This window comes from Streptomyces sp. NPDC059861 (assembly GCF_042731435.1).
Lineage (GTDB): Bacteria > Actinomycetota > Actinomycetes > Streptomycetales > Streptomycetaceae > Streptomyces.
Window position 1 is genome coordinate 1 of the sequence record NZ_JBHWJQ010000035.1, and the last position, 23022, is coordinate 23022.

General features: G+C 69.9%; 22 protein-coding genes. 8 read left to right on the forward strand and 14 right to left on the reverse strand.

All coding sequences use genetic code 11. The features are described 5' to 3' along the window. The 4 genes from alr to ACFV6X_RS26755 form a co-directional block, all read right to left on the reverse strand. The coding region (gene alr, locus ACFV6X_RS26740) for an alanine racemase (protein ID WP_385387508.1) at positions 1-1103 on the reverse strand (1103 nt) is incomplete at its 3' end. Positions 1104-1207: 104 nt separating this feature from the next. Further along, entirely contained in the window at positions 1208-2647 is a 1440-nt protein-coding gene (locus ACFV6X_RS26745; protein WP_385387510.1) for an NAD(P)H-hydrate dehydratase, read from the reverse strand. 123 nt (positions 2648-2770) lie between these two features. Next, positions 2771-3142, reverse strand: coding sequence for a holo-ACP synthase (locus ACFV6X_RS26750; RefSeq protein WP_385387512.1), 372 nt, complete (start codon positions 3140-3142; stop codon positions 2771-2773). A gap of 225 nt (positions 3143-3367) precedes the next feature. Continuing rightward, positions 3368-3538 carry a hydrophobic protein gene (locus ACFV6X_RS26755; protein ID WP_365445680.1) on the reverse strand — a complete coding sequence of 57 codons (171 nt, stop codon included), beginning with the start codon at positions 3536-3538 and terminating at the stop codon, positions 3368-3370. Positions 3539-3674: 136 nt separating this feature from the next. Between ACFV6X_RS26755 and ACFV6X_RS26760 the strand changes: the two genes are divergently transcribed. Then, positions 3675-3848 (forward strand): CsbD family protein, encoded by a 174-nt coding sequence (locus tag ACFV6X_RS26760; protein WP_365445677.1) that lies wholly within the window; start codon positions 3675-3677, stop codon positions 3846-3848. An 83-nt stretch (positions 3849-3931) separates the two neighbouring features. Here the strand turns inward: ACFV6X_RS26760 and ACFV6X_RS26765 are convergent, their stop codons facing one another. After that, complete coding sequence (locus ACFV6X_RS26765; protein WP_385387514.1) at positions 3932-4339, reverse strand: ATP-binding protein; 408 nt, start codon at positions 4337-4339, stop codon at positions 3932-3934. A gap of 177 nt (positions 4340-4516) precedes the next feature. Between ACFV6X_RS26765 and ACFV6X_RS26770 the strand changes: the two genes are divergently transcribed. Next, a complete protein-coding gene (locus tag ACFV6X_RS26770) occupies positions 4517-5368 on the forward strand; it encodes a helix-turn-helix domain-containing protein (RefSeq protein ID WP_385387516.1) in 852 nt (283 codons plus the stop codon). Positions 5369-5374: 6 nt separating this feature from the next. Then, entirely contained in the window at positions 5375-5563 is a 189-nt protein-coding gene (locus ACFV6X_RS26775; protein ID WP_385387518.1) for a DUF397 domain-containing protein, read from the forward strand. A gap of 15 nt (positions 5564-5578) precedes the next feature. Here the strand turns inward: ACFV6X_RS26775 and glmS are convergent, their stop codons facing one another. Beyond that, a complete protein-coding gene (gene glmS / locus ACFV6X_RS26780) occupies positions 5579-7426 on the reverse strand; it encodes a glutamine--fructose-6-phosphate transaminase (isomerizing) (RefSeq protein ID WP_385387519.1) in 1848 nt (615 codons plus the stop codon). 566 nt (positions 7427-7992) lie between these two features. On the opposite strand from glmS, the gene ACFV6X_RS26785 reads away from it, so the two are divergent. The 4 genes from ACFV6X_RS26785 to ACFV6X_RS26800 all read left to right on the forward strand — a co-directional run bounded on the left by ACFV6X_RS26785 (position 7993) and on the right by ACFV6X_RS26800 (position 15664). Beyond that, complete coding sequence (locus tag ACFV6X_RS26785; RefSeq protein ID WP_385387605.1) at positions 7993-12900, forward strand: ricin-type beta-trefoil lectin domain protein; 4908 nt, start codon at positions 7993-7995, stop codon at positions 12898-12900. Between the two features lie 2 nt (positions 12901-12902). Continuing rightward, entirely contained in the window at positions 12903-13568 is a 666-nt protein-coding gene (locus ACFV6X_RS26790; RefSeq protein ID WP_385387521.1) for a hypothetical protein, read from the forward strand. Positions 13569-13712: 144 nt separating this feature from the next. Continuing rightward, positions 13713-14699 (forward strand): type I pantothenate kinase, encoded by a 987-nt coding sequence (gene coaA, locus ACFV6X_RS26795; RefSeq protein WP_385387523.1) that lies wholly within the window; start codon positions 13713-13715, stop codon positions 14697-14699. Between the two features lie 23 nt (positions 14700-14722). Next, positions 14723-15664: a DUF389 domain-containing protein gene (locus ACFV6X_RS26800; protein WP_385387525.1), complete on the forward strand. Its 942-nt coding sequence runs from the start codon at positions 14723-14725 to the stop codon at positions 15662-15664. 108 nt (positions 15665-15772) lie between these two features. On the opposite strand, the gene glmM is transcribed toward ACFV6X_RS26800, so the two are convergent. From glmM to ACFV6X_RS26820, 4 genes are all read right to left on the reverse strand, one after another. Continuing rightward, entirely contained in the window at positions 15773-17131 is a 1359-nt protein-coding gene (glmM, locus tag ACFV6X_RS26805) for a phosphoglucosamine mutase (RefSeq protein WP_385387526.1), read from the reverse strand. Between the two features lie 207 nt (positions 17132-17338). Next, the gene (gene rpsI, locus ACFV6X_RS26810) at positions 17339-17851 is read right to left on the reverse strand and encodes a 30S ribosomal protein S9 (protein ID WP_010036632.1); all 513 of its coding nucleotides are present in this window, start codon (positions 17849-17851) and stop codon (positions 17339-17341) included. A 42-nt stretch (positions 17852-17893) separates the two neighbouring features. After that, positions 17894-18337 carry a 50S ribosomal protein L13 gene (rplM, locus tag ACFV6X_RS26815; RefSeq protein WP_123974783.1) on the reverse strand — a complete coding sequence of 148 codons (444 nt, stop codon included), beginning with the start codon at positions 18335-18337 and terminating at the stop codon, positions 17894-17896. Between the two features lie 274 nt (positions 18338-18611). Continuing rightward, positions 18612-18860, reverse strand: coding sequence for a hypothetical protein (locus ACFV6X_RS26820; RefSeq protein WP_385387528.1), 249 nt, complete (start codon positions 18858-18860; stop codon positions 18612-18614). Between the two features lie 74 nt (positions 18861-18934). On the opposite strand from ACFV6X_RS26820, the gene ACFV6X_RS26825 reads away from it, so the two are divergent. Then, positions 18935-19816, forward strand: coding sequence for a hypothetical protein (locus ACFV6X_RS26825; RefSeq protein WP_385387530.1), 882 nt, complete (start codon positions 18935-18937; stop codon positions 19814-19816). A 22-nt stretch (positions 19817-19838) separates the two neighbouring features. Here ACFV6X_RS26825 and truA read toward each other — a convergent pair whose 3' ends face one another. The 4 genes from truA to rpsK form a co-directional block, all read right to left on the reverse strand. Continuing rightward, positions 19839-20696 carry a tRNA pseudouridine(38-40) synthase TruA gene (gene truA / locus ACFV6X_RS26830; RefSeq protein ID WP_385387531.1) on the reverse strand — a complete coding sequence of 286 codons (858 nt, stop codon included), beginning with the start codon at positions 20694-20696 and terminating at the stop codon, positions 19839-19841. Positions 20697-20769: 73 nt separating this feature from the next. Further along, positions 20770-21285, reverse strand: a complete 516-nt coding sequence (rplQ, locus tag ACFV6X_RS26835) for a 50S ribosomal protein L17 (RefSeq protein WP_365451849.1) — start codon at positions 21283-21285, stop codon at positions 20770-20772. 136 nt (positions 21286-21421) lie between these two features. Next, positions 21422-22444, reverse strand: a complete 1023-nt coding sequence (locus tag ACFV6X_RS26840) for a DNA-directed RNA polymerase subunit alpha (protein ID WP_003966937.1) — start codon at positions 22442-22444, stop codon at positions 21422-21424. Positions 22445-22595: 151 nt separating this feature from the next. Further along, positions 22596-23000, reverse strand: coding sequence for a 30S ribosomal protein S11 (gene rpsK / locus ACFV6X_RS26845; protein ID WP_003956432.1), 405 nt, complete (start codon positions 22998-23000; stop codon positions 22596-22598). Between the last annotated feature and the right edge of the window lie 22 nt (positions 23001-23022).

Below are 23022 nucleotides of genomic sequence, written 5' to 3' on the forward strand. Positions count from 1 at the left end.
CCCGCCGCCTGCGCCCAGTCCTCTGCGGTGGGCTCGCCCCGGTCGCCGGGCCCGAACAGCACGGCCTGCGCACCCACCGGCGGCTCGTCTCCCCCTAGGTCGACGACGAACTGGTCCATCGCGATCCGTCCCGCGACGGTCCGCCACTTCCCGCCGATCAGCACCGGCCCGGTCCCCGAGGCGTGCCGCGGGATGCCGTCGGCGTAACCGAGCGGGACGAGGCCGAGGGTGGTGTCGCCGGGCGTGGTGTACCCATGGCCGTAACTGACCCCGTGCCCCCCGGGCACCTGCTTGACCAGTGCCAACGACGCCGACAGCGTCATCACCGGCCGCAGCCCGAAGTCGGCCGGCGTGCCGATCTCGGGGCTGGGGGAGATGCCGTAGAGGGCGATCCCCGTGCGTACGAGATCGAAGTGGGCCTCGGGAAGCGTGAGGGTGGCGGGCGAGTTGGCGATGTGCCGCACCTCGGGGCGGACGCCCTCCCCCTCGGCGTACGACACCATCTCCCGGAAGCGGCCGAGCTGGAGGGCGATGGAGGGGTGCCCCGGCTCGTCGGCGCACGCGAAGTGCGACCACAGGCCCGTGACCCGGACGAGCCCCTCGGCCTCCGCCTGTACCGCCGCCGCGACGAGCTCGGCCCAGTCGTCGCCGGGCTGGCATCCGTTGCGCCCGAGCCCCGTGTCGGCCTTGAGCTGCACGCGGGCGGGCCGGCCCGCGCGCCGGGCGGCCTCGGTGACCTCGCGCAGAGCCCACATACCGCTCAGGGACACGTCGATGTCGGCCTCGACGGCCGCACGCCAGGGCCCGCCGGGCGTCCACAGCCAGCACATGATCCGGACATCCGCCGGGATGCCCTCGGCCGCCCGCAACGCCAGGGCCTCCTCGGGCGTGGCGGTGCCCAGCCAGCCGGCCCCGGCCGCCACGGCCGCCCGCGCGCACGGCAGCGCGCCGTGCCCGTACGCCTCGGACTTCACCACGGCCATCAGGGCCGCGCCGGGCGCATGGGCGCGCAGCGCCCGCACGTTGGCGCGCAGCGCGCCAAGATCGATCTCAGCCCGACCGCGCAACGGGGCGGTGCTCGGCAACTGTGCAGTGGTACTCATCGCGCCCAGTCTCTCAGAGCGATCGGACACCCCTTCGACCCCGACCCCACGGACCGGGGCGCGGAGCGGCACGCTCCGGCTGGGGCCCCGTGGGGGCGCACTGCTCAATCCCGCCGCACATCCCGCCAGGCCCCCGGAATCGCCTCCGCCACATCGAGGGCCCCCACCGGCGCGCCGTCGGCCGCGAGCCTTCCGGCCAGCCCATGCAGGTACGCCCCCACGCTCCCCGCGTCCCGCGCCGAGAGCCCGGCCGCCAGCAGCGACCCCGCGAGCCCCGACAGCACGTCGCCGCTCCCGGCGGTGGCCAGCCAGCCCGTCCCGGTCGGGTTCACCCGTACGGCGACTCCGCTCCCCGCGTCGGCCACCAGCGTCGTGGATCCCTTCAGCAGCACCGTCGCCCCGTACCGCCCCGCCAACTCCCGCGCGGCGCCCAGCCGGGCGCCCTCGACCTCCTCCCGGCTCACCCCCAACAACGCCGCCGCCTCGCCCGCGTGCGGAGTCATCAACGTCGGCGCGCTCCGCCCCCGCACCGCCCCGGCCTCCGCCAGCCGCAACCCGTCCGCGTCCACCAGCACCGGCACATCGGCCCTCAACACCTCGGCGACCGTGCCCGCGTCGTCCCCGGCCCCCGGCCCCACGACCCACGCCTGCACCCGCCCCGCCCGCCGCGGCCCCCGGTCCGACACCAGCGTCTCGGGGAACCGCGCGATCACCGCGTCCGCGGCAGGCCCCACGTACCGCACGGCCCCCGCCCCGCCCCGGAGCGCCCCGGCGACCGCCAGCACGGCGGCGCCCGGATAGCGGGCCGACCCGGCGGCGATCCCCACGACCCCGCGCCGGTACTTGTCGCTCTCAGGAGCCGGCACCGGGAGCAACGCGGCCACGTCCGCGTACTGGAGGGCCTCCAACTCGGCGCTCCCGCCCGGCAGCGCCAGCCCGATCTCGACGAGCCGCACCGACCCGGCGTACTCCCGCGCGGGATCCACCAGCAGCCCCGGCTTGTGCGTCCCGAACGTCACCGTCAGCTCCGCCCGGACAGCCGCCCCCCGCACCTCCCCGGTGTCGGCGTCGACCCCGCTCGGCAGGTCGACGGCCACCACGGCCGCCCGTGCCCGGGCAGCGGCCTCCGCCAACGGCACGGCCTCGGACCGCAGCCCGCCCTTCCCCCCGATCCCCACGATCCCGTCGACGACGAGATCGGCCCGCTCGATCAGCGCCTCGGCCCCGTCCACCCTCGCGAGGGAACCTCCGGCCCGCCGCAGCGCGGCGAGCCCACCCGCATGAGCCCGCTCCGGCGAGAGCAACACGGCGGTCACGCCCGCGCCCCGCCGGGCCAACCGCGCCCCGGCGTAGAGCGCGTCGCCCCCGTTGTCCCCGCTCCCGACCAGCAGCACCACGCGGCTGCCGTACACGCGCCCCAGCACCTCCGCGCAGGCGACCGCGAGCCCGGCCGCCGCCCGCTGCATCAACGCCCCCTCCGGAAGTCGCGCCATCAACTCCCGCTCGGCCGCCCGGACCGTCTCCACGCTGTACGCAGTACGCATACGCCCGAGTCTCCCGCACACCACCGACACCGGCCCACCCAGGGACGGGTTGCCACCCCGTTGCCATGGACAACCCTCGGTCGACCGGCCGACGCGTCCGCCCCTCGACTCGGCCCGGGGGTCTCACCCTTCCGCGATGACGACGGCGGAGGCCACCCCGGCGTCGTGGCTGAGCGACACGTGCCAGGACCGCACGCCGAGCTCCGCCGCCCGCGCGGCGACCGTCCCCACCACGCGCAGCCGCGGCTGCCCGCTCTCCTCGACGTAGACCTCGGCGTCGGTCCAGTGCAGCCCGGCCGGCGCGCCGAGCGCCTTGGCGACCGCCTCCTTCGCGGCGAACCGCGCCGCCAGCGAGGCGATACCCCGGCGCTCCCCGCTCGGCAGCAGCAACTCGCTCCGGAGGAACAGCCGCTCGGCCAGCGCGGGCGTCCGCTCCAGCGACGCCCGGAATCGATCGATCTCGGCCACGTCGATCCCGACCCCGATGATGCTCATGCCGAGCACCCTAAGCGCGAGGCCGGGCGCCGGCATGGAGGCGCTGGTTCCCTTGCGCACCGGCGCCCGGTGCGACGCGAGTGCCCGGCGGGCGGGAAGTGATGCCCGATTTCACACATTCCGCGCACTGTGCACCCTGATGGGTCACATCACCCGGGAGTGAACGCCCGAAGGGCCCGGTCAGTGACCGGGCCCTTCGTTTCGACGCGCACCCTTCGGAACGCTCTACCAGCGATACCAGCGGCCACGCTTCCCACCTGTACCTGCGGGCCGGACCAGGAAGCCCAGCAGCCACAGCACGATCACGATGATCGCGATCCACCACAGCGCCTTCAGTGCGAAGCCGGCACCGAAAAGGATCAGAGCCAGCAGAAGAACGAGAAGAAGGGGAACCATATCTATCAACCTCCAGGACGACGAGTTCCCCGCTTCCGAGCGGACAAGCACACGGGATTTTCGATCGTTTAGCCCTCGCCGAAGCGGTAACCCGGACATCACCAAACGCCGTGACGACGTTGGGATGTGGAAACTCATGACTGGCAACCAGAAGGCGAAGGCCAAGGCGGAGCAGCTGGTGGGCATGGCGAAGGAGGCCCTCGGCCGCACGTCCGGCAACCGCCGCATGCACGCTTCGGGCCGCTCCAAGAGCGCCCAAGGCGACGCACGCCAGGCCTGGGAGAAGGCGAAGGACGCCTTCCGCCACTGAGCCCGGACGGGACACCGGGACAGGGACGGTAATGGGTGCGGGCCCCTTTTCGATCGGGGTCCCGCATCCATTACCGTCCCTTTTCATGCCGCACGGATCTCACACCACACGAATTTCCCCCGATCGCCCTCCCGCGCCAATGGCTGCCACCCCCACACATCGGCGCACGCCCGCACGAGCGCCATTCCCCGCCCCGCCTCCACCTCCTTGAGCTCGCCCCAGGACCGCGGCGGTTCGGGTGGCTCCGGATCGGCATCCCACGCCCCGATCCGCAGCACCCCTTCCGCCCACCTCACCCGCATCGCGGCGGGCCCCTTGGTGTGCCGCACGGCGTTGGACACCAACTCGGCCGCCAGCAACTCGGCGACATCCACGAACCGGGCCAGCCCATGCAGGGCGAGGATCACCCGGAGCGTCCGCCGACTGACGGTGACGGCACGGAGGTCGTTCGGGATGTGGAGGGAGTACTCCCAGGACTCGCTGTCGGGCATGCGTGAACCCCTGTCGTTCGAGGTGAGGTTGGAGACGCGACGGCCACCTACGAACTCCACAGAGTGCGCGTCGCGTCACTGAAGGTAGGGCCACAATTTGGGACGGTGCAAGTCGTTGCCATAATCTTCCCCTCGAACGAGTCACTGCTTGAGGGCAGTTGGGGCCGAGGAGAAGCCGTGCCGCGCAGACGACAGCCCACCGCACGCCAGGAGCGCCTGGGCGCCGAGCTACGCAAACTGCGCGAGGCCGCAGGTCTGAAGGGCCGTGAAGCCGCCACGCTGCTGGGCACCGACTCGGCCCAGGTGAGTCAGATCGAGTTCGGCACGGCGGGCGTCAGCGAGGAACGCGTCCGACGGCTCGCATCGCACTACGCCTGCACCGACCCCGATTACGTCGAGGCCCTCGTGGCCATGGCAACCGACCGAACACACGGCTGGTGGGAGGAGTACCGGGGAGCCCTGCCCACACCGTTCCTCGACCTCGCCGAACTGGAGCACCACGCCACGCTCCTGCGAGAGGTCGCCCTGCTGTTCATCCCGGGCCTCCTGCAGACGGAGCAGTACGCCCGTGCCGTCTTCTCATCCAGGGTCCCCGAACTCACGGACGACGAATTGGAGTTGCGGATCCGCCACCGGATGGCTCGCCGTGCGATCAGCGAGGGTCCCTCCCCCGTCCCGTACGCAGCGGTGATCCACGAGGCGGCACTGCGGATCAGGGTCAGCGACCGCGCGACCTCACAAGCCCAACTCGCCCACCTCCTGGAAACCTCCGAAGCGGAGCACATCACCGTGCGCGTCATCCCCTTCGACCTGGACGGCTTCTCCAGAGCCTCAAGCACCATGACCTACGTGGGTGGCCCACTGCCCAGGCTGGACACCGTGGTGCGCGACGCACCCCACGGCTCGGTCTTCATCGACTCCGAGGCACAGCTCAACGCCTATCGAACGCGCTTCCGTAAAGTGGAAGCCGTGTCACTTGAGCCCGCACGGTCGCGCGAGTTCATCCACAAGCTGGCGAAGGAGCTGTGAGGCGCCATGACCACCCCCGACAACTGGCGGAAGTCGTCCTACTCCGGCGAGGGCGACGGCAACGCCTGCGTGGAAATCGCCAACTCCCCCACCCAGGTGGCCATACGCGACTCCAAGTCACCCACCGCCACCCTCACCGTCCCCACCGAAGCCTTCTCCACCTTCGTGAAGGCCCTCAAGATCACCCGCGCCTGACCGGCGGAGCAGCCCTCACTCCACCGTCACCGACTTGGCCAGGTTCCGAGGCTGGTCCACGTCATTCCCTCGCGCCGTCGCCAGCTCGCACGCGAACACCTGCAACGGCACCGTCGCCACGAGCGGCTGAAGCAGCGTCGGTGTCACCGGGATCCGGACGAGATGGTCTGCGTACGGCACCACCGCCTCGTCGCCCTCCTCCGCGATCACGATGGTGCGCGCGCCCCGGGCCCGGATCTCCTGGATGTTGGACACGATCTTGTCGTGGATCAGCGACCGCCCCCGAGGTGAGGGGACGACGACCACCACGGGCAGGTCCTGCTCGATCAGCGCGATCGGCCCGTGCTTGAGCTCGCCCGCCGCGAAGCCCTCGGCGTGCATGTACGCCAGTTCCTTGAGCTTCAGCGCGCCTTCGAGGGCGACCGGATACAGGACGTGCCGCCCGAGGAACAGCACCGTGTCCTTCTCGGCGAGCGAGCGCGCCAGCTCTCGTACCGGCTCCATGGTCTCCAGGACCCGCTCCACCGCTCCACCGATGTTCGACAGGTCCCGGATCACGTCCTGGACCTCGTCACCCCACTTGGTGCCCCGCACCTGGCCGAGATACAGCGCGACGAGGTAGCAGGCCACCAACTGCGTGAGGAACGCCTTCGTTGACGCCACCGCGACCTCCGGCCCGGCGTGCGTGTAGAGCACCGCGTCCGACTCGCGCGGGATCGTCGAGCCGTTGGTGTTGCAGATCGCCAGCACCCTGGAGCCCTGTTCGCGGGCGTGCCGCAGCGCCATCAGGGTGTCCATGGTCTCGCCGGACTGGGAGATGGCGATGACCAGCGTCTGCTGGTCGAGGATCGGGTCCCGGTACCGGAACTCACTCGCCAGCTCCACCTCGCACGGGACACGCGTCCAGTGCTCGATGGCGTACTTCGCGATCAGCCCCGCGTGGAACGCCGTACCGCACGCGACGATGACGACCTTGTCGACCTCCCGCAGCGCCCCCGCAGGGATCCGCACCTCGTCCAGCGTCAGCGAGCCGGACGCGTCGATGCGCCCCAGCAACGTGTCGGCGACCGCCTTGGGCTGCTCGGCGATCTCCTTGAGCATGAAGTAGTCGTAGCCCCCCTTTTCCGCGGCCGACGCGTCCCAGTCGATGTGGTACGAACTCACGTCCGCGGGGCGGCCGTCGAAGCCCGTCACCCTGACACCGTCCCGGCGCAGCTCCACCACCTGGTCCTGCCCCAGCTCGATCGCCGACCGCGTGTGGGCGATGAACGCGGCGACGTCGGAGGCGAGGAAGGACTCGCCCTCGCCGACGCCCACCACCAGCGGCGAGTTCCGCCGTGCCCCCACCACCACGTCCGGCGTGTCGGCGTGCACCGCGACCAGCGTGAACGCCCCCTCCAGCCGCCGGCACACCAGCCGCATCGCCTCCGCGAGGTCCGCGCTCGCCGCGAACTCCTCGGCGAGCAGATGGGCGACGACCTCGGTGTCGGTCTCGGACGTCAGGTCGTGCCCTCGCTCCGCCAGCTCGGCCCGCAGGCTCGCGAAGTTCTCGATGATGCCGTTGTGGACGACGGCGACCCGCCCGGCGTTGTCGAGATGCGGATGCGCGTTCGCATCCGTGGGGCCGCCGTGCGTGGCCCACCGCGTGTGCCCGATCCCCGTCGAGCCGGTCGGCAGTGGCCGCTCCACCAGCTCCTTCTCCAGGTTGAGCAGCTTCCCGGCCCGCTTCGCCGACGCCAGCCCGCCGTCCGCCAGCACGGCGACGCCCGCCGAGTCATAACCCCGGTACTCCAGCCGCTTCAGCCCGGCCGTCACGACCTCCAGCGCCGACTGCGACCCCACGTAACCCACGATTCCGCACATGACGGGCAGCCTACGATCCGACAGCCACCCAAAAAGGCTTCCGCGTGCCCGAAATCGGAAATACCCACGAGAGTACGAACGCGGGCGGGCACCCGACGGAAGACCGATATTCAGCCATTCTCAGGGAGGCGCCCCAGGCGACGTCATCACTGCTCCCACACAGGAAACACACAGAAAGCCCCTGATGCGGGAGAGGGCTGGCGCCTCCGATGGGGTTACCGCGCGGTAGCACTGTTCGCGCCAGCCTCATCGGCAACCGAAATCACTCCTTGCCCCAGCCTGTCGCCATATGGCTATGGTTGGGCCGCGCATGACCGGATCATGACCAGTTCCGTCATCGCGCACGTCATTCGGCGGCCGGGGGAACAGTGCCGTCACGGGGGAAGGATCACCATGCCGCGATACCGGCCTGTTGCGAACGCCTGCTTGAAAGCTGCTGCCGCCTGCAGCCCCGCCGGCACCGGTACGGCGAGCTGACACGCGCGTATCCCACTGCCTCTTCCTGCGGTCACCCCCGCCTGCTGTCGCTCACCACGAAGGATGCTCCTTTGCGCTTCAGATCGAGGCTGTACAACCCCAGATCACGAACATCCGCAGTGTTCACCTCTGCCGTCACCTCCGTTGCCGCCCTGGCGGTCCTCGGTGGCCTGACCGTCCAGCCTGGCCAACTCGGCCGGCACACCCAACAGCGTGTGGCCGCGGCGGGCGACTCGTACGACGGCTTCGACACGAAAGCGGCTGAACAACTGCGCGAGGATCAGTGTGTTGCCGCTGACGCACTGCGCACAGGTGGCCCCAACTTGTTCGCCCTCGCGCAGAACTCCATCGGGCTGCCTCCCGATCAGCTCCACCAGAAACTCAAGCGGGACCTCTTCGACGGCACCACGCCCCTGCACCAGGCCAACAACGCGGACAGCGCGGGCACCGACCAGTGGGTCAAGAAGGTCAATGACCAGGAGCGTGCGTTTTCCACCTCCGTCTCCGGCCTCAGCTCCTACCCTGGCGAACCGCGCGGCGAAAACGAGATCTACGACAAGACCGGCCTGCTGCCGTGGCTGTGGCAGGCGTACGGCAAGTCGGTCGACTTGTTCTCCCCGTTCTACGATCCGTCGCCCACGGCCGACGACAAGACGAAGGCCGCCGCGCTCACGATCGGCGATCAGCTGTACACCACCGGAGGGACACCGGAGGAGCAGCAGGCGTGGAAGCTGTGGAAGAAGAACTCCGGCAAGATCGAACCCAATCAGTTCTTCGTTCCCCGTGTCTTCGCCGATGACGCCCGCATCTTCCTCGCCTCGGGCGGCTTCCCTCGCACGGCCCCGGCCCCGGACACCCCGGAATTCCGCATCGCGGTCGAGGACTTGAAGGCGCGCTTCGCGTCGTGTGCCTGGCATGCCCCGATCGACCCGAACCGCGTTCTCGGCAAGGAGGTGGCGCAGGCTTCGGCCGAGTGGCAGCAGGAGATCGTCTCGCAGGCGAAGCAGCGCCAACAGATCCTCGCTGCCAGCGCCACCGCCACGAAGGCATTGCAGGACGGCTCGTTCATCCTGGGCCAGGTCCTCGGCCAGTCGTGGCTCGCGGACTACGCCACCCGTTGGCAGGACTACTGGTCGGCCGGCGGATTGGGCTGGATCGGCGACAGCCATGTGACGATCGAGGTGCCGGGCGCCAGGGGCAACTGCCTGGACGTCCAGGGCGGGGGCAAGACCAACGGCACGCCCGTCCAGATCTACACCTGCAACGGCGGCGCGGCCCAGCAGTGGACGCTCGAGGGCAGCGAGGACGACCTCCACCTCCGCAACGTCGGTTCGCAGAAGTGCCTTGATGTTGCCGGGAACGCGTCGTCGAACGGCACGAAGATCCAGATATCGGACTGCTACAAGTCCGCGGGGCAGTCATGGGAGGGCGACGTCCGTGCCACCTCGCCGCTGAAGAGCGCGACCACGGGTAAGTGCCTGGACCTGAGCGCGTTCACCAAGAGCACGGACGCGCGGCTGTGGGACTGCAAGAACGCTGCATCGCAGAAGTTCCTGATCAAGCCGTCCGGTCACCAGGGCACGGACAGCCCCCTGTACCCGGAAAAGGCGGAGTTCGACAAGGCGAAGAAGGTCGTCACCGGCGCCCAGACGTCGGCGAAGCAGTATCTGACGGCTCTTAAGACCCAGTTGGAGAACGCCAAGAAGGCGGCCACGGCCTCCGACTCCGCCGAGCAGGCGGCGTACGGCATCGCGGATGCCGTTGGTATGCCGCGGGGTCGCGGTCTTCTCGTCGGACAGCAGAAGGCGCAGGTCACCAAGGGCACAGTCGCGGCGCTGACGGCAATGCTGAAGGCCGCCGAGACCGCCGAGGCAGCGACCCGGGCATCCGCCGGCGACAGCCAGACCATCGCACAGCGGGCTCTCGCTCAGGCCGCGCAGTCAAACGCGGAGTTCCGCAAGGAAGCCGCCCGGATCGCGGAGTTGCAGGCGAAGGCGGCGTCCGACGCGGCGAAGGTCCACCGGGACAACGCGAAGAAGGACAAGGAGACCGCCGAGGCCAAGCTGGCCGTGGCGCTGAAGGCGGAGGCCGACGCGAAGTCGGCGGCCGCGGACGCCCACGCGAAGCGGCTGGCCGCCGAGGCCGAGGAGAAGACGGCGAAGGCGGAGAAGGAAACCGCCGCAGCCAAGCAGGCCGAGGCCGCGCAGCACCGGCGGACCGCCGAGACAGAGGCGACGAACGCCAAGGACGCCAAGACCAGGGCGGAGGCCGCCGAGGCGACGGCGGTCGAGAAGAGGGACGCCGCGGTCAAGGCCCGCGACAACGCCCGCGACCTGCGGGACGACGCCTGGGACGCCGAGCAGAAGGCCGACGCCGCGCGCGCCAAGGCCGACGCCAAGGAGGCCTACGCCCAGGCCCACGAGTCCGACAGCAACGCCCAGGAGGCCAGGGCTGCGGCCGACGCCGCGGCCGGCCACGCCGACGACGCCGAGGCGGCCGCAGGACGGGCCCGTACGGCGGCCGACGCCGCGACCGAGGCGGCCGCAGACGCGGACGCCGCGGCCACCCGGGCCGAGGCCGCCGCCAAGCGGTCCCGCGCGCACGCCGACGCCGCCCAGGCGGCGAAGCTGAAGGCCGACGCCGCGGTGAGGACCGCGACGGCCGCGGTGGCGGACGCCATCGCCGCGGCCAAGCACGCCGCGTCGGAGGCGAACGCCGCGGTCACCATGGCCGACGAGGCGGAGAAGCAGGCCAAGGCCGCGAAGAACAACGCGGACGCGGCGAGCAAGGAGGCGGCCAAGGCCGTCGCCGCCTCGGCGAAGGCCGCGGGCTTCGCTTACGTCACCGCCCAGGCGGCGGCCGACGCGCACGCCGCCGCGGCGCAGGTCGCCCAGCCGGCCAACGACGCCATCCAGATCGGCTCGCCGTACGTCGACGCCGACTCGGCGGCCTCCCTGGTCGTCCTGTCCGGACAGGCGTCGAAGTCGATCGCCGACCAGCAGAAGGCCGTCGCCGACGCGCACGCCCGGAACGCGCAGGCGGAGGCCGCGGCAGCGAAGAACCTCGCCGAGCAGGCGCAGGGCGACGCGAAGCAGGCGTACGTCCACGCCGCGAACGCCGCCGCACACGCTGCGACCGCCCGCGGCTACGCCAAGGAGGCCCTCGGCTACGCAGCCGACGCCGCCAAGGCCGCGTCCCAGGCGTCGGCCTCGCTGGCCCGCACGATCGAGTACGACCGCCAGGCCACCGAGGACGCGGCGGCGGCCGACCGTGCGGCGGGACGCGCCGAGGGCTACGCCCAGGAGGCCCGCGACTCGGCCGACCAGGCCGCGCTCGACGCCTCCGCGGCCCGCGCGGCCGCGGCCGAGGCGGAGCAGGCGGCCAAGGACGCCCGAGCGGCGGCCGACCGCGCCGACGCGGCGGCGACGGAGGCCGAACAGGCGGCCAAGGACGCGGAGAAGTACGCGAAGGAGGCCCAGGAGGCCGCGGAGTCCGCGGAGCGCAAGCAGGCCAACCAGCAGGTCACGAGCGGCGCCGGAACCGGCGTCGGCGGCACCTTCTTCGTCGTCGACGAGGACAGCATCGAGGTCACCGAAGCGAAGCAGGACAATCCCTGTGAGCTACCGCCCGGCTTCGGTACGAGCTGCACCGTCACGTTCACGTTCAAGTTCAACGCCACCGTCGACTTCTACCTGTGCACCAAACCCGACGTGCCGGCCACCCAGTCCGGGTGCCCGTCGTCGGACACGGTATTCCTCGGTTCGGAGCCGTTCAAGGGCCTGCAGAAGAAGGTGACCCGCACCTTCACGCAGGCCGACATCCTCAAGGGGCTCATCGACACCTATCTCAAGATCGGAAAGGCGCTGCTGGTCCAGGACTTCGTGGACTGCTGGCACGGCAGCGCCAGCGGCTGCGCCTGGGCGGCCTCCAACTTCATCCCTGGCAAGGCTCTCGGCAAGGCGGTCGAAGCGCTGCACGCCCTGGACGCCGCGATGCGTACGGGCATCGGGGTCCGCGAGGCGTTCACCGCCCTGAAGGCCCTCGACCTCGACCCCTCGACCCTCGCCAAGATCGAGAGCACGGTCAATGGATATGAGGACGTGGTCACCGCCTGCAGGGTCAACAGCTTCCCGGGCGACACCGACGTCCTGATGGCCGATGGCACCAGCAAGGCCATCCGCGACGTGCGCGTCGGTGACCTCGTGCTGGCCACGGACCCGGAGACCGGGAGGCCGGCCACCCAGTCGGTGACCGACACGTTCCGGCACGACGCCCGGCGGCTCGTGGACATCACCGTGGCCGGCGGGCTGCTGACCAGTACGGCGGGCCACCGGTTCCACGTCGACGGACGGGGCTGGACGCTGGTCTCCGAGCTGCGCGTGGGCGATCGGCTACGCGCACCCGACGGTTCGCGCGACACGGTGACGGCCCTTCGGGACCGTAGTGGCCTGGCTCCGCGCACGGTGTACGACCTGACGGTCGACGGGATCCACACCTTCTACGTCGGCACCAGGGGGCTCCAGCCGCGGAACGTCCTCGTCCACAACTGCACCGACATCATCGGCGACGAGGGCCTGGAAGGCGCCCACACCCTGAGGGACCACGTGAACCGCACCGACAGCGAGATGGCGGACAAGGCCGATAAGTCGAAGAACGGCATCGCGACCAGGTGGACCAACGAGGCTACCGCCGCCCAGGCTGTCCAAGAGGCCATGGACCAGTGGATCAAGCAGTCGGGCAAGGCACGGGAGCTGGATGCCTGGAAGATCAGGCAGGCCCAGCGCATCGGCAAGAAGGAGCCCTTCATCCCGGACAGGGACCTGAAGACCATCCGCTGGGACGTCCGGAACATGGGAAGCTCACTCGGGAAGAAGTGGGTGAGGAACGGTCCGCAGGGCGCACCGGCGGGCACCACCGTGGTCATCCAGTTGAAGTACGTGGGCAAGCAGCACAAGCCCAGCAAGTTCGTCGTCTACACCGCCTACCTGGAGGGCTGACCATGGCGGACGACATCGGGCTGACATGGCTGGCCGCGCAGTGCGACGACCTGGAGGACCTCCCTCCAGAGGAGCTCGACTGCCTCGCCGAACAAGGTCCGGTCGCGGCCGTGCTCCGCGTCGCGGAGAGGACGGTGACCGATCTCGGCCGCACCGCGGCGCTGCAGCTCGGGCGGGATGTACGGCGGCTGCTGGACTCCCCGCTCCCCGACGAGACGCTCCGAACGGTGTGGCTCGGCGCCACGGACAACGTCTTCGATCCGGCCAAAGACGGCATCAGCTCCCGTACCTGGCTGCGCAGGATCGAGGAGGCGTGGCTCGCGGCGGAGCGTCGCGGCGACCCCACGTTCGTCGCGCCCCCGGCCGATCCGGTGACGGACGAGGAACTGCGGCAGGCCGTCGTGCGGACGATCCAGTCGGTCGTCGGTGATCTGACGAACGCGGTGGAGAACCGGACCTACCCGCTCCCGTTGCCCGGTCTCGTACCGGCACTGGAGCAGGTAGCTCTCCAGTCCTGCGCGGATCTCGGATACCGGCTGTTCCTGCGTGCGCTGAAGGCGTCCTTCCTGGAGATCGACAAGCACAGCCACGCCGCGTTCATCGCTCTCGGGGAACGCCTGGGTCATCCGACGTCGCTTGTCGACCACGGCCTGAACATCCGCCAGTGACCAGCGCGCAGCAGCGTGCCTGAGGCCCGGTGATCGGCGGGGGTGGAGATGCATTCCGCCCCTGCCGATCACCGGGCCCCTCCCCACTCCCCCGCGTGACGCATCCCACGCCCCCCTCCGTCCACACTCCCGTAACAATGGACTGTGATCTCTCCGGTCTCCCCGACGCGGAGCGCCCACCGGCCCCGGCCGGAGGCGACTCCCTACGTCGACCTCACCCGTGCCGAGTGGAGCGCGCTGCGCCACAAGACCCCGCTGCCCCTGACGGCGGAGGAGGTCGAGAAGCTGCGCGGCCTCGGCGACGTCATCGACCTCGACGAGGTGCGGGACATCTACCTCCCGCTCTCCCGTCTGCTCAATCTCTACGTCGGCGCCACCGACGGCCTCAGAGGCGCGCTCAACACCTTCCTCGGTGAGCAGGGCTCCCAGTCCGGCACCCCCTTCGTCATAGGGGTGGCCGGCTCGGTGGCCGTCGGCAAGTCCACCGTCGCCCGCCTGCTCCAGGCCCTGCTCTCCCGCTGGCCCGAGCACCCACGCGTCGAGCTGGTCACGACCGACGGATTCCTGCTCCCCACCAAGGAACTGGAAGCCCGCGGCCTGATGTCCCGCAAGGGCTTCCCCGAGTCGTACGACCGCCGCGCCCTGACCCGCTTCGTCGCCGACATCAAGGCGGGCAAGGACGAGGTCACCGCCCCCGTCTACTCCCACCTCATCTACGACATCGTCCCCGGCGAGCGGCTCGTCGTCCGCCGCCCCGACATCCTGATCGTCGAGGGCCTGAACGTCCTCCAGCCCGCCCTCCCCGGCAAGGACGGCCGCACCCGCGTCGGCCTCGCCGACTACTTCGACTTCAGCGTGTACGTCGACGCGAGCGCCGAGGACATCGAGACCTGGTACCTCAACCGCTTCAAGAAGCTCCGCCACACGGCCTTCCAGAAGTCGGACTCCTACTTCCGCAAGTACACCCAGGTCACCGAGGAAGAGGCCGTCGACTACGCCCGCACCCTCTGGCGGACCATCAACAAGCCCAACCTCGTGGAGAACATCGCCCCCACCCGCGGCCGCGCCACCCTGATCCTCCGCAAGGGGCCGGACCACAAGGTCCGCCGCCTGAGTCTGCGCAAGCTGTGACCCGGCCCTGTTAGAAAGGCGTCATGCTGCATCTCCGGGTCATCACGCCGTCCGACAGGACCGAAGCCGTTGTCCGCGTCATCGAGGAAACGGTCGGCACCACGCACCTGTGCGTGATGGCGGGCGCCGCCCGCAACCCGGCCGGAGACGTCGTGACTTGCGACGTGGCCCGCGAGGCGGGCGACGAACTGCTCGACAGGCTCCAGGAACTGGGTATCGAGGACACCGGCTCGATCGCCGTCGAGGACATCGACCTGTCGCTTTCCAAGCGCGCCGACCAGGCCGAGAAGGACGCCCCCGGCGAGGCCGCGGACGCGGTGCTCTGGGAGCACCTGACCGACGCGACCCACGAGGAGTCGACTCTCTCGATCACCTATCTCGCGTTCATCACGCTGGCCACGATGATCGCGGCCTGCGGCGTCGTCCTCGACAACGCGATCCTGATCGTGGGCGCGATGGCGGTGGGCCCGGAGTTCGGCCCGCTGGCGGGCATCTCCACCTCGGTGGTGCAGCGCCGCCCCCGCCTGGCCCTGCGCTCAATGATCGCGCTGCTGGTGGGCTTCGCGGCGGCGATGGCGGTGACCGTGCTCTTCAGTCTCCTGATGGACGCGCTGGGCCTGTTCACCGAGGCACAACTGGAGGCCGACCGCCCGCAGACCGGCTTCGTCTACGCCCCCGACGCCTTCTCCTTCGTCGTGGCCGTCCTGGCCGGCATCGCGGGCACTCTCTCGCTGACGTCCTCGAAGTCGGGCGCCCTGGTGGGCGTCGCCATCTCGGTGACCACGATCCCGGCCGCCGCCAACGCGGCGGTCGCCCTCAGCTACGGCGACACCAGGCAGACGGTCGGCTCCACCGAGCAACTCCTGCTCAACCTGCTCGGCATCATCGTCGCCGGCACCCTGACGTTGCTGGCCCAGAAGTGGTTCTGGGCCAGACAACGAGCCGAGCACAAAAACGCCGGTTAGGGCGACCCCTCAGGGACGCGGGAACTGCGCGACCAGCCGAGGCGGACCCGCGGCCCGCCGGCCACAGCACCGGCCTCCGCCTACCCGGCGATCACCCCAGCACCGACTTCACCCCAGCGCCGACTTCACCGCATCGGCCAACCGCCCCGCCACGGACCGAGCCTGATCGATATCCGCCGCCTCGACCATCACCCGCACCAGCGGCTCCGTCCCGGACGGCCTCAGCAGCACCCGCCCGGTGGCCCCCAGCTCCCGCTCCGCCTCGCCGACGGCCGCCGCCAGATCCGCGGACGTACGCACCCGCGACTTGTCGACGTCCGGCACATTGATCAGAACCTGCGGCAACCGCTCCATCACACCGGCCAGCTCCCGCAGCGAGCGCCCGCTCTCGGCGACCCGCGCCGCCAGCAGCAGCCCCGTGAGCGTGCCGTCCCCGGTCGTCGCGTGGTCGAGGATGATCACGTGCCCGGACTGCTCACCGCCGAGGGCGTAGTCGTGCTCCTTCATCTCCTCCAGCACATACCGGTCGCCCACCGCGGTCTGCACCAGCTGGATGCCCTCGCGCTCCATGGCCAGCTTGAAACCCAGGTTCGACATCACGGTCGCGACAACGGTGCCGGAGCGCAGTGCGGAACGCTCCCGCATCGCCAGCGCGAGCACGGCCAGAATCTGGTCGCCGTCCACCTCCTCACCGGTGTGGTCCACGGCGAGGCACCGGTCCGCGTCACCGTCGTGCGCGACACCGAAGTCGGCCCCGTGCTCGAGCACCGCGGCCTTCAGCTGTCCCAGGTGCGTCGACCCGCACCCGTCGTTGATGTTCAGCCCGTTCGGCTCGGCCCCGATCGTGACGATCTCGGCGCCGGCCCGCGTGAAGGCCTCCGGCGACACCCGGGCCGCCGCCCCGTGCGCCTCGTCCAGGACGATCTTCAACCCGTCCAGCCGGTTCGGCAGCACGGCGACGAGGTGGCCGACGTACTGGTCGAACCCCTCCTCGTAGTCGCGCACCCGTCCGACGCCGGACCCGGTCGGCCGCTGCCAGGGCTCACCGCGCCGGTGCTCCTCGTAGACGGACTCGATCCGGTCCTCGAGGTCGTCCGCCAGCTTGTGCCCACCGCGCGCGAAGAACTTGACGCCGTTGTCCGGCATGGCGTTGTGGCTTGCGGAGAGCATGACACCCAGGTCGGCCTCCAGCGCCCCGGTCAGATACGCCACCGCCGGCGTCGGCAGAACGCCGACCCGCAGGACGTCCACACCCGCGCTGGCGAGGCCGGCGACCACTGCGGCCTCCAGGAACTCTCCGGACGCGCGCGGGTCCCGCCCGACCACCGCCGTCGGCCGGTGGCCGGCGAAGGTGCCCGCCTCGGCCAGCACGTGGGCCGCCGCGACGGACAGACCGAGCGCCATCTCGGCCGTCAGATCCGCGTTGGCGACACCGCGCACGCCGTCCGTGCCGAAGAGTCGTCCCACTTGTCCTCCTGAGGAAACGTCAGTTCGGGTAGCCCCGCGGACGCGGCCCGCGCCCGCGGCTCCCGTATCCCAGGCATACGATGCCTGGACATCCCATCACACAAGACTTTGAGCGTCTTGTGCCGTTATACGCCTGTGTCTGTGATAAACGAACGCCCCGGCGGCACAGTGGCGTGCCGCCGGGGCGTTCGGAGTACAGCCCGCGGTTTAGCGCTTGCTGTACTGCGGAGCCTTGCGGGCCTTCTTCAGACCGGCCTTCTTGCGCTCGACCGCACGGTCGTCGCGGCGCAGGAAGCCCGCCTTCTTCAGCGCACCGCGGTTGTTGTCGACGTCGGCCTCGTTCAGCGCACGGGCGACACCGAGACGGAGCGCACCGGCCTGGCCGGAGACGCCGCCACCGGCGATACGGGCGATGACGTCGTAACGTCCCTCGAGCTCGAGCACCTTGAAGGGCTCGTTGACTTCCTGCTGGTGCACCTTGTTGGGGAAGTAGTCCTCGAGGGTGCGACCGTTGATCTTCCACTTGCCGGTGCCCGGAACGATCCGGACACGGGCGATGGCGTTCTTGCGACGGCCCAGGCCGGCGGCCGGCTGGGGCTCGCCGAAGCGGGACGCCATCGACTCCGAGGTGTACTCACCCTCGACGGGGACCTCGGACTCGGTGGTGTAGCTGTCGATGTCAAGCTCTTCGAGCGGCTGCTCGGCAGTGGTCTCGGCCACGATTCTCCTCAGATTCTCTTCGGTCTTAGGGGGTGGCCGGACTTACTGCGCGACCTGGGTGATCTCGAACGGAACCGGCTGCTGGGCAGCGTGGGGGTGGTTCTCGCCGCGGTAGACCTTCAGCTTGGAGAGCATCTGACGGCCCAGGGTGTTCTTGGGAAGCATGCCCTTGACGGCCTTCTCGATGGCCTTCTCGGGGTTCTTGTCGAGCAGCTCGTCATAACGGACGGAGCGCAGACCACCCGGGTAGCCGGAGTGGCGGTACGCCATCTTCTGCGTCCGCTTGTTGCCGGAGAGGTGCACCTTGTCGGCGTTGATGATGATGACGAAGTCACCGGTGTCGACGTGGGGAGCGTAGATCGGCTTGTGCTTGCCCCGCAGAAGGGACGCGGCGGTGGTGGCGAGACGACCCAGGACGATGTCCTGAGCGTCGATGACGTGCCACTGGCGCGTCACATCGCCGGGCTTGGGGCTGTACGTACGCACGGTTCGTAGCCTTCGCTTCGAGTGAATGGTCCTGAACAGGTCACCGAAACGATCACGACAGCCCTGACCGCACAGCGGTGACGCAAACCGCGTGCTGGTCGCTGGTCATCGGCCCGGTGGACCGGTGTAAGGGCCCGTCCCGTGAGAATGAGCAAGCCAATACACAACGAAGAAGCAGGATACCTGTGGCGTGTCCACCCGGTCAAAACGGGTGCACCACGAGCACGGCATCCAGCTTTCCTGCCCATTTTACGGCCTCGCCACCCACCATTTCTCAGGACCTCACCCGCTCGCACCGCATGGTGACGGCCGCCGCACAGAACGTGAGCGCCCGCCGCGCCCGCCGGCGCACCCGCACCGAGCAGCAACGCGGCACGACCAGCAGCAGAAGGTCGTACGACGGCCCCGGCACCCGGGTCCCCGAGAGCACCAGACCCACGGCGATATCGACGAGCACCCCCCACAGACCGCCCGCGACCCTTCGTACCAACCACCCGGAGATGCCGTATTTGCCCGTGCTCATGGAGCGAACGCTAGGGCTTTTAGGGCTCGTTGAGACGGACCAGCACACCCCTCGGCCCGTCTAAACTGCGCCCCATGAGCTATGGGCAGGGGGGACCCCAGTCCCAGTGGGATCCCTGGAAACCGCAATCGCAGCAGCCCTGGAACAGCGGCAGCGACCAGACACCGGACTGGGCGGCACTCGCCGAGGCGTCCGAGTCGCGCCACAAGCGGCGTCGGCTGCTGTTCATCGGCGGCGGCGCGCTCGCGACCGTGGCGGTGGGCGCCGCCGTCGCGGTGGCCGTCGTGTCCGCGAACGGCAACAACCAGGCGTCGAACAACCAGACCTCCCAGTTGCCCGCGACCGCCGACATCCCCAGCGAGTCCGGCGCGCCGGCGCCGTCCTTCGCACCGACCAGCGCGCCGCCGCCGCTGGACCCGAAGGACTTCATCTCCAGCAAGACCAAGGACACCGCCCCGCTCAGCGTGGCCGGTCTCTTCCCGGGCACCCAGCTGACCATGGGCGAGACCGTCTACAAGAAGGGGCCGACGGCCGACACCAAGAACTGCGCCACGGCCGCCGCGGGAAGCCTCCCGAAGGTGCTCAAGGCCAACGACTGCACCCGAATGCTGCGCGTCACCTACACCAAGGACGGCATGGCCGTGACGGTGGGCGTGGCCGTCTTCGACACCGAGGCCCAGGCCGCCAAGGCCAAGAAGCAGGCCGACAGCAAGAGCATCGTGAAGTCGCTGTCCGGCGGTGGCGTCAAGGCGTTCTGCAACGCCGCGGTCTGCCGCTCCACGACCAACTCCCACGGCCGCTACGCCTACTTCACCATCGCCGGCTTCACCAACGGCAACGACGTGACCCCCAAGGACACGGCGGTCTTCTCCACCGGCGACGACCTGGCCGAGTTCACCTTCCGCCAGATCCGCAGGCGGGGCGAGGCCCAGGCCTCGGCGGCGGCGAACGAGTAGGCGCCGCCGGGCGGCGCCCAGGTCAGCAGCAGCCCGCGGCCGGCAGCGACCGCTTGTTGCGCGCCTCCTTGTTGCGCGCGGCCAGCTGGTCGTCCGCCGGGTAGCCGACCTCCTCCAGCGTCAGCCCGTGCGGCCGTACGACATGCACCGCCGAGTCCCGTACGCCGACGGCGAGCACCTTCCCCGGCCAGTCCGCCGGGCGGTGCCCGTCCCCCACGAACAGCAGCGCGCCTATCAGCGAGCGCACCATGTTGTGGCAGAAGGCATCGGCCCGCACGGTCGCGGTGATGATCCCGTCGTCACCGCGCACCAGGCTCAGCTCCTGCAGGGTGCGGATGGTCGTGGCCCCCTCCCGCTTCTTGCAGTAGGCGGCGAAGTCGTGCTCCCCCAGCAGCGCCCGGGCCGCCTCGTTCATCGCGTCGACGTCGAGCGGCCAGTCGTGCCACAGGACGTGGCTCCGCAGCAGCGGGTCGACGCCGCCGGGGTTGTCGGTGACGCGGTAGGCGTAACGCCGCCAGACGGCCGAGAAACGGGCGTTGAAGCCGGCCGGGGCCTCCCGCAGGGCCCACACCCGCACGTCCTTCGGCAGCCGCCCGGCGAGCCGCTTGAGCAGCTTCTCCTTCTGCTCCGCCCACACCTCCCGGGGCAGATCGACATGCGCCACCTGGCCTCGCGCGTGGACACCGGCGTCGGTGCGGCCGGCCACGGTCAGCTCGTACGTCGTGTGCCGCGACCGCGTCACGGTCCGTAGCGCGTCCTCGATCTCCCCCTGCACGGTCCGCTTCCCACCGGCCTGCTTGGCCCAGCCGTGGAACTCGCCGCCGTCGTACGACAGGTCGAGGCGGATACGCACATGGCCGGGCTGTACTTCGTCACTCACCCCTGGATCCTCTCACCCGCACGAAAGCGGGCCCGCCCCGAAGGACGGACCCGCTTCACGCAAGGCGGCTGCCTCAGGCGTCCTTGGACTCCTCGTCCTTGGACTCCTCGGCCGGAGCCTCGACGGCCTCGTCGGACTTGGCCTCGGCGGCCTCGTCCTTCTTGAGGGCGTCTTCCTTGACCGCACGCTTGGTGGCGGCCTCGGCCTCACCAGTGGCCTGCTGTGCGACCGTCAGCGCCTCGACCAGCTCGATGACAGCCATGGGGGCGTTGTCGCCACGGCGGTTACCGATCTTGGTGATACGGGTGTAGCCACCCGGACGGTTCTCGTAGCGCGGGCCGATCTCGGTGAAGAGCGTGTGGACGATGCTCTTGTCCGTGATCACCTGGAGCACCTGACGGCGGTTGTGAAGGTCGCCCTTCTTCGCCTTGGTGACCAGACGCTCGGCGTACGGACGCAGCTTGCGCGCCTTCGCCTCGGTGGTGGTGATACGGCCGTGCTCGAAGAGCGCCTTCGCGAGGTTCGCGAGAAGCAGCTTCTCGTGCGCGGCACTGCCGCCCATACGGGCACCCTTGGTGGGCTTCGGCATTTTCCATCTCCTGTGTCTCTGCCCCGGCCGTATCAGGTACCGAGGTCAGTATCCGAGCAGGCGGTCGCCTGTCGGAGATCCGAAGCGTTCTACGACTCCGGAAGAACCGCGCCCCGTGAGGGGCGCGGCAGCCGCATCAGTACTGCTCGGTCTCCACGAAACCGGCGTCGGCGTCGTCATCGGCACCGAACGCGTCCGCGGCGGCGGTGGGGTCGAATCCGGGCGGGCTGTCCTTCAGGGCCAGGCCCATGCCGGCCAGCTTCGCCTTGACCTCGTCGATCGACTTCGCACCGAAGTTGCGGATGTCGAGCAGGTCGGCCTCGGAACGCGCCACGAGCTCACCCACGGAGTGGATGCCCTCGCGCTTGAGGCAGTTGTACGACCGAACGGTGAGCTCCAGCTCCTCGATCGGCAGCGCCAGATCGGCGGCGAGCGCGGCGTCCGTCGGGGACGGACCCATGTCGATGCCCTCGGCGTCGATGTTCAGCTCACGCGCGAGACCGAACAGCTCGACCAGCGTCTTACCGGCGGACGCCATGGCGTCGCGCGGCCGCATGGCCTGCTTGGTCTCGACGTCGACGATCAGCTTGTCGAAGTCGGTGCGCTGCTCGACACGCGTGGCCTCGACCTTGTACGTGACCTTGAGCACGGGCGAGTAGATGGAGTCGACCGGGATACGGCCGATCTCCTGGCCCACCTGCTTGTTCTGCACGGCGGAGACGTAACCGCGGCCACGCTCGACCGTCAGCTCCATCTCCAGCTTGCCCTTGCCGTTGAGCGTGGCGAGGACGAGGTCGGGGTTGTGCACCTCGACACCGGCCGGCGGCGCGATGTCGGCGGCGGTGACCAGACCCGGGCCCTGCTTGCGCAGGTACATCACGACCGGCTCGTCGTGCTCCGAGGAGACGACCAGCTGCTTGATGTTGAGGATCAGGTCGGTGACGTCCTCCTTGACGCCCGGCACGGTGGTGAACTCGTGCAGCACGCCGTCGATGCGGATGGACGTGACCGCCGCACCCGGGATCGAGGACAGGAGGGTCCGGCGCAGGGAGTTGCCGAGGGTGTAGCCGAAGCCCGGCTCCAGCGGCTCGATCACGAACCGGGAGCGGAACTCGTCGACGACCTCTTCGGTCAGCGAGGGACGCTGAGCAATCAGCATGTTGCGTTCCTTCTGTCAGGGGCGCCCGCTATTTGACGCCCTGAGCCACCGGGCGGTAGCCCGATGTCGATTCCTTACAAGGGTACGGGCGATACGACCCGAAGGAGTCGTACCGCCCGAAAACCTCAGACCGAACGGCCCGCGCCGAAGATCAGACGCGACGGCGCTTGGGCGGGCGGCAGCCGTTGTGCGGGGTCGGGGTGACGTCCTGGATGGAGCCGACCTCGAGACCGGTCGCCTGGAGCGAACGGATGGCGGTCTCACGACCGGAACCCGGGCCCTTGACGAACACGTCGACCTTGCGCATGCCGTGCTCCTGGGCGCGGCGGGCAGCCGACTCGGCGGCCATCTGCGCGGCGAACGGCGTGGACTTCCGGGAGCCCTTGAAGCCGACGTGGCCGGCGGAGGCCCAGGAGATCACGTTGCCGGACGGGTCCGTGATGGAGACGATCGTGTTGTTGAACGTGCTCTTGATGTGCGCGTGGCCGTGAGCGACGTTCTTCTTTTCCTTGCGGCGCACCTTCTTGGCAGCGCCCTGACGTCCCTTGGGGGGCATCTCTTACTCCTACGGGAGGTGG

Coding starts and splice junctions, on each gene's coding strand:
- ACFV6X_RS26745 (WP_385387510.1), bottom strand. CDS start 2,647: ATGCGTACTGCGTACAGCGTGGAGACGGTCCGGGCGGCCGAGCGGGAG.
- ACFV6X_RS26750 (WP_385387512.1), bottom strand. CDS start 3,142: ATGAGCATCATCGGGGTCGGGATCGACGTGGCCGAGATCGATCGATTC.
- ACFV6X_RS26755 (WP_365445680.1), bottom strand. CDS start 3,538: ATGGTTCCCCTTCTTCTCGTTCTTCTGCTGGCTCTGATCCTTTTCGGT.
- ACFV6X_RS26760 (WP_365445677.1), top strand. CDS start 3,675: ATGACTGGCAACCAGAAGGCGAAGGCCAAGGCGGAGCAGCTGGTGGGC.
- ACFV6X_RS26765 (WP_385387514.1), bottom strand. CDS start 4,339: ATGCCCGACAGCGAGTCCTGGGAGTACTCCCTCCACATCCCGAACGAC.
- ACFV6X_RS26775 (WP_385387518.1), top strand. CDS start 5,375: ATGACCACCCCCGACAACTGGCGGAAGTCGTCCTACTCCGGCGAGGGC.
- glmS (WP_385387519.1), bottom strand. CDS start 7,426: ATGTGCGGAATCGTGGGTTACGTGGGGTCGCAGTCGGCGCTGGAGGTC.
- ACFV6X_RS26790 (WP_385387521.1), top strand. CDS start 12,903: ATGGCGGACGACATCGGGCTGACATGGCTGGCCGCGCAGTGCGACGAC.
- ACFV6X_RS26800 (WP_385387525.1), top strand. CDS start 14,723: ATGCTGCATCTCCGGGTCATCACGCCGTCCGACAGGACCGAAGCCGTT.
- ACFV6X_RS26820 (WP_385387528.1), bottom strand. CDS start 18,860: ATGAGCACGGGCAAATACGGCATCTCCGGGTGGTTGGTACGAAGGGTC.
- ACFV6X_RS26825 (WP_385387530.1), top strand. CDS start 18,935: ATGAGCTATGGGCAGGGGGGACCCCAGTCCCAGTGGGATCCCTGGAAA.
- rplQ (WP_365451849.1), bottom strand. CDS start 21,285: ATGCCGAAGCCCACCAAGGGTGCCCGTATGGGCGGCAGTGCCGCGCAC.
- ACFV6X_RS26840 (WP_003966937.1), bottom strand. CDS start 22,444: ATGCTGATTGCTCAGCGTCCCTCGCTGACCGAAGAGGTCGTCGACGAG.
- rpsK (WP_003956432.1), bottom strand. CDS start 23,000: ATGCCCCCCAAGGGACGTCAGGGCGCTGCCAAGAAGGTGCGCCGCAAG.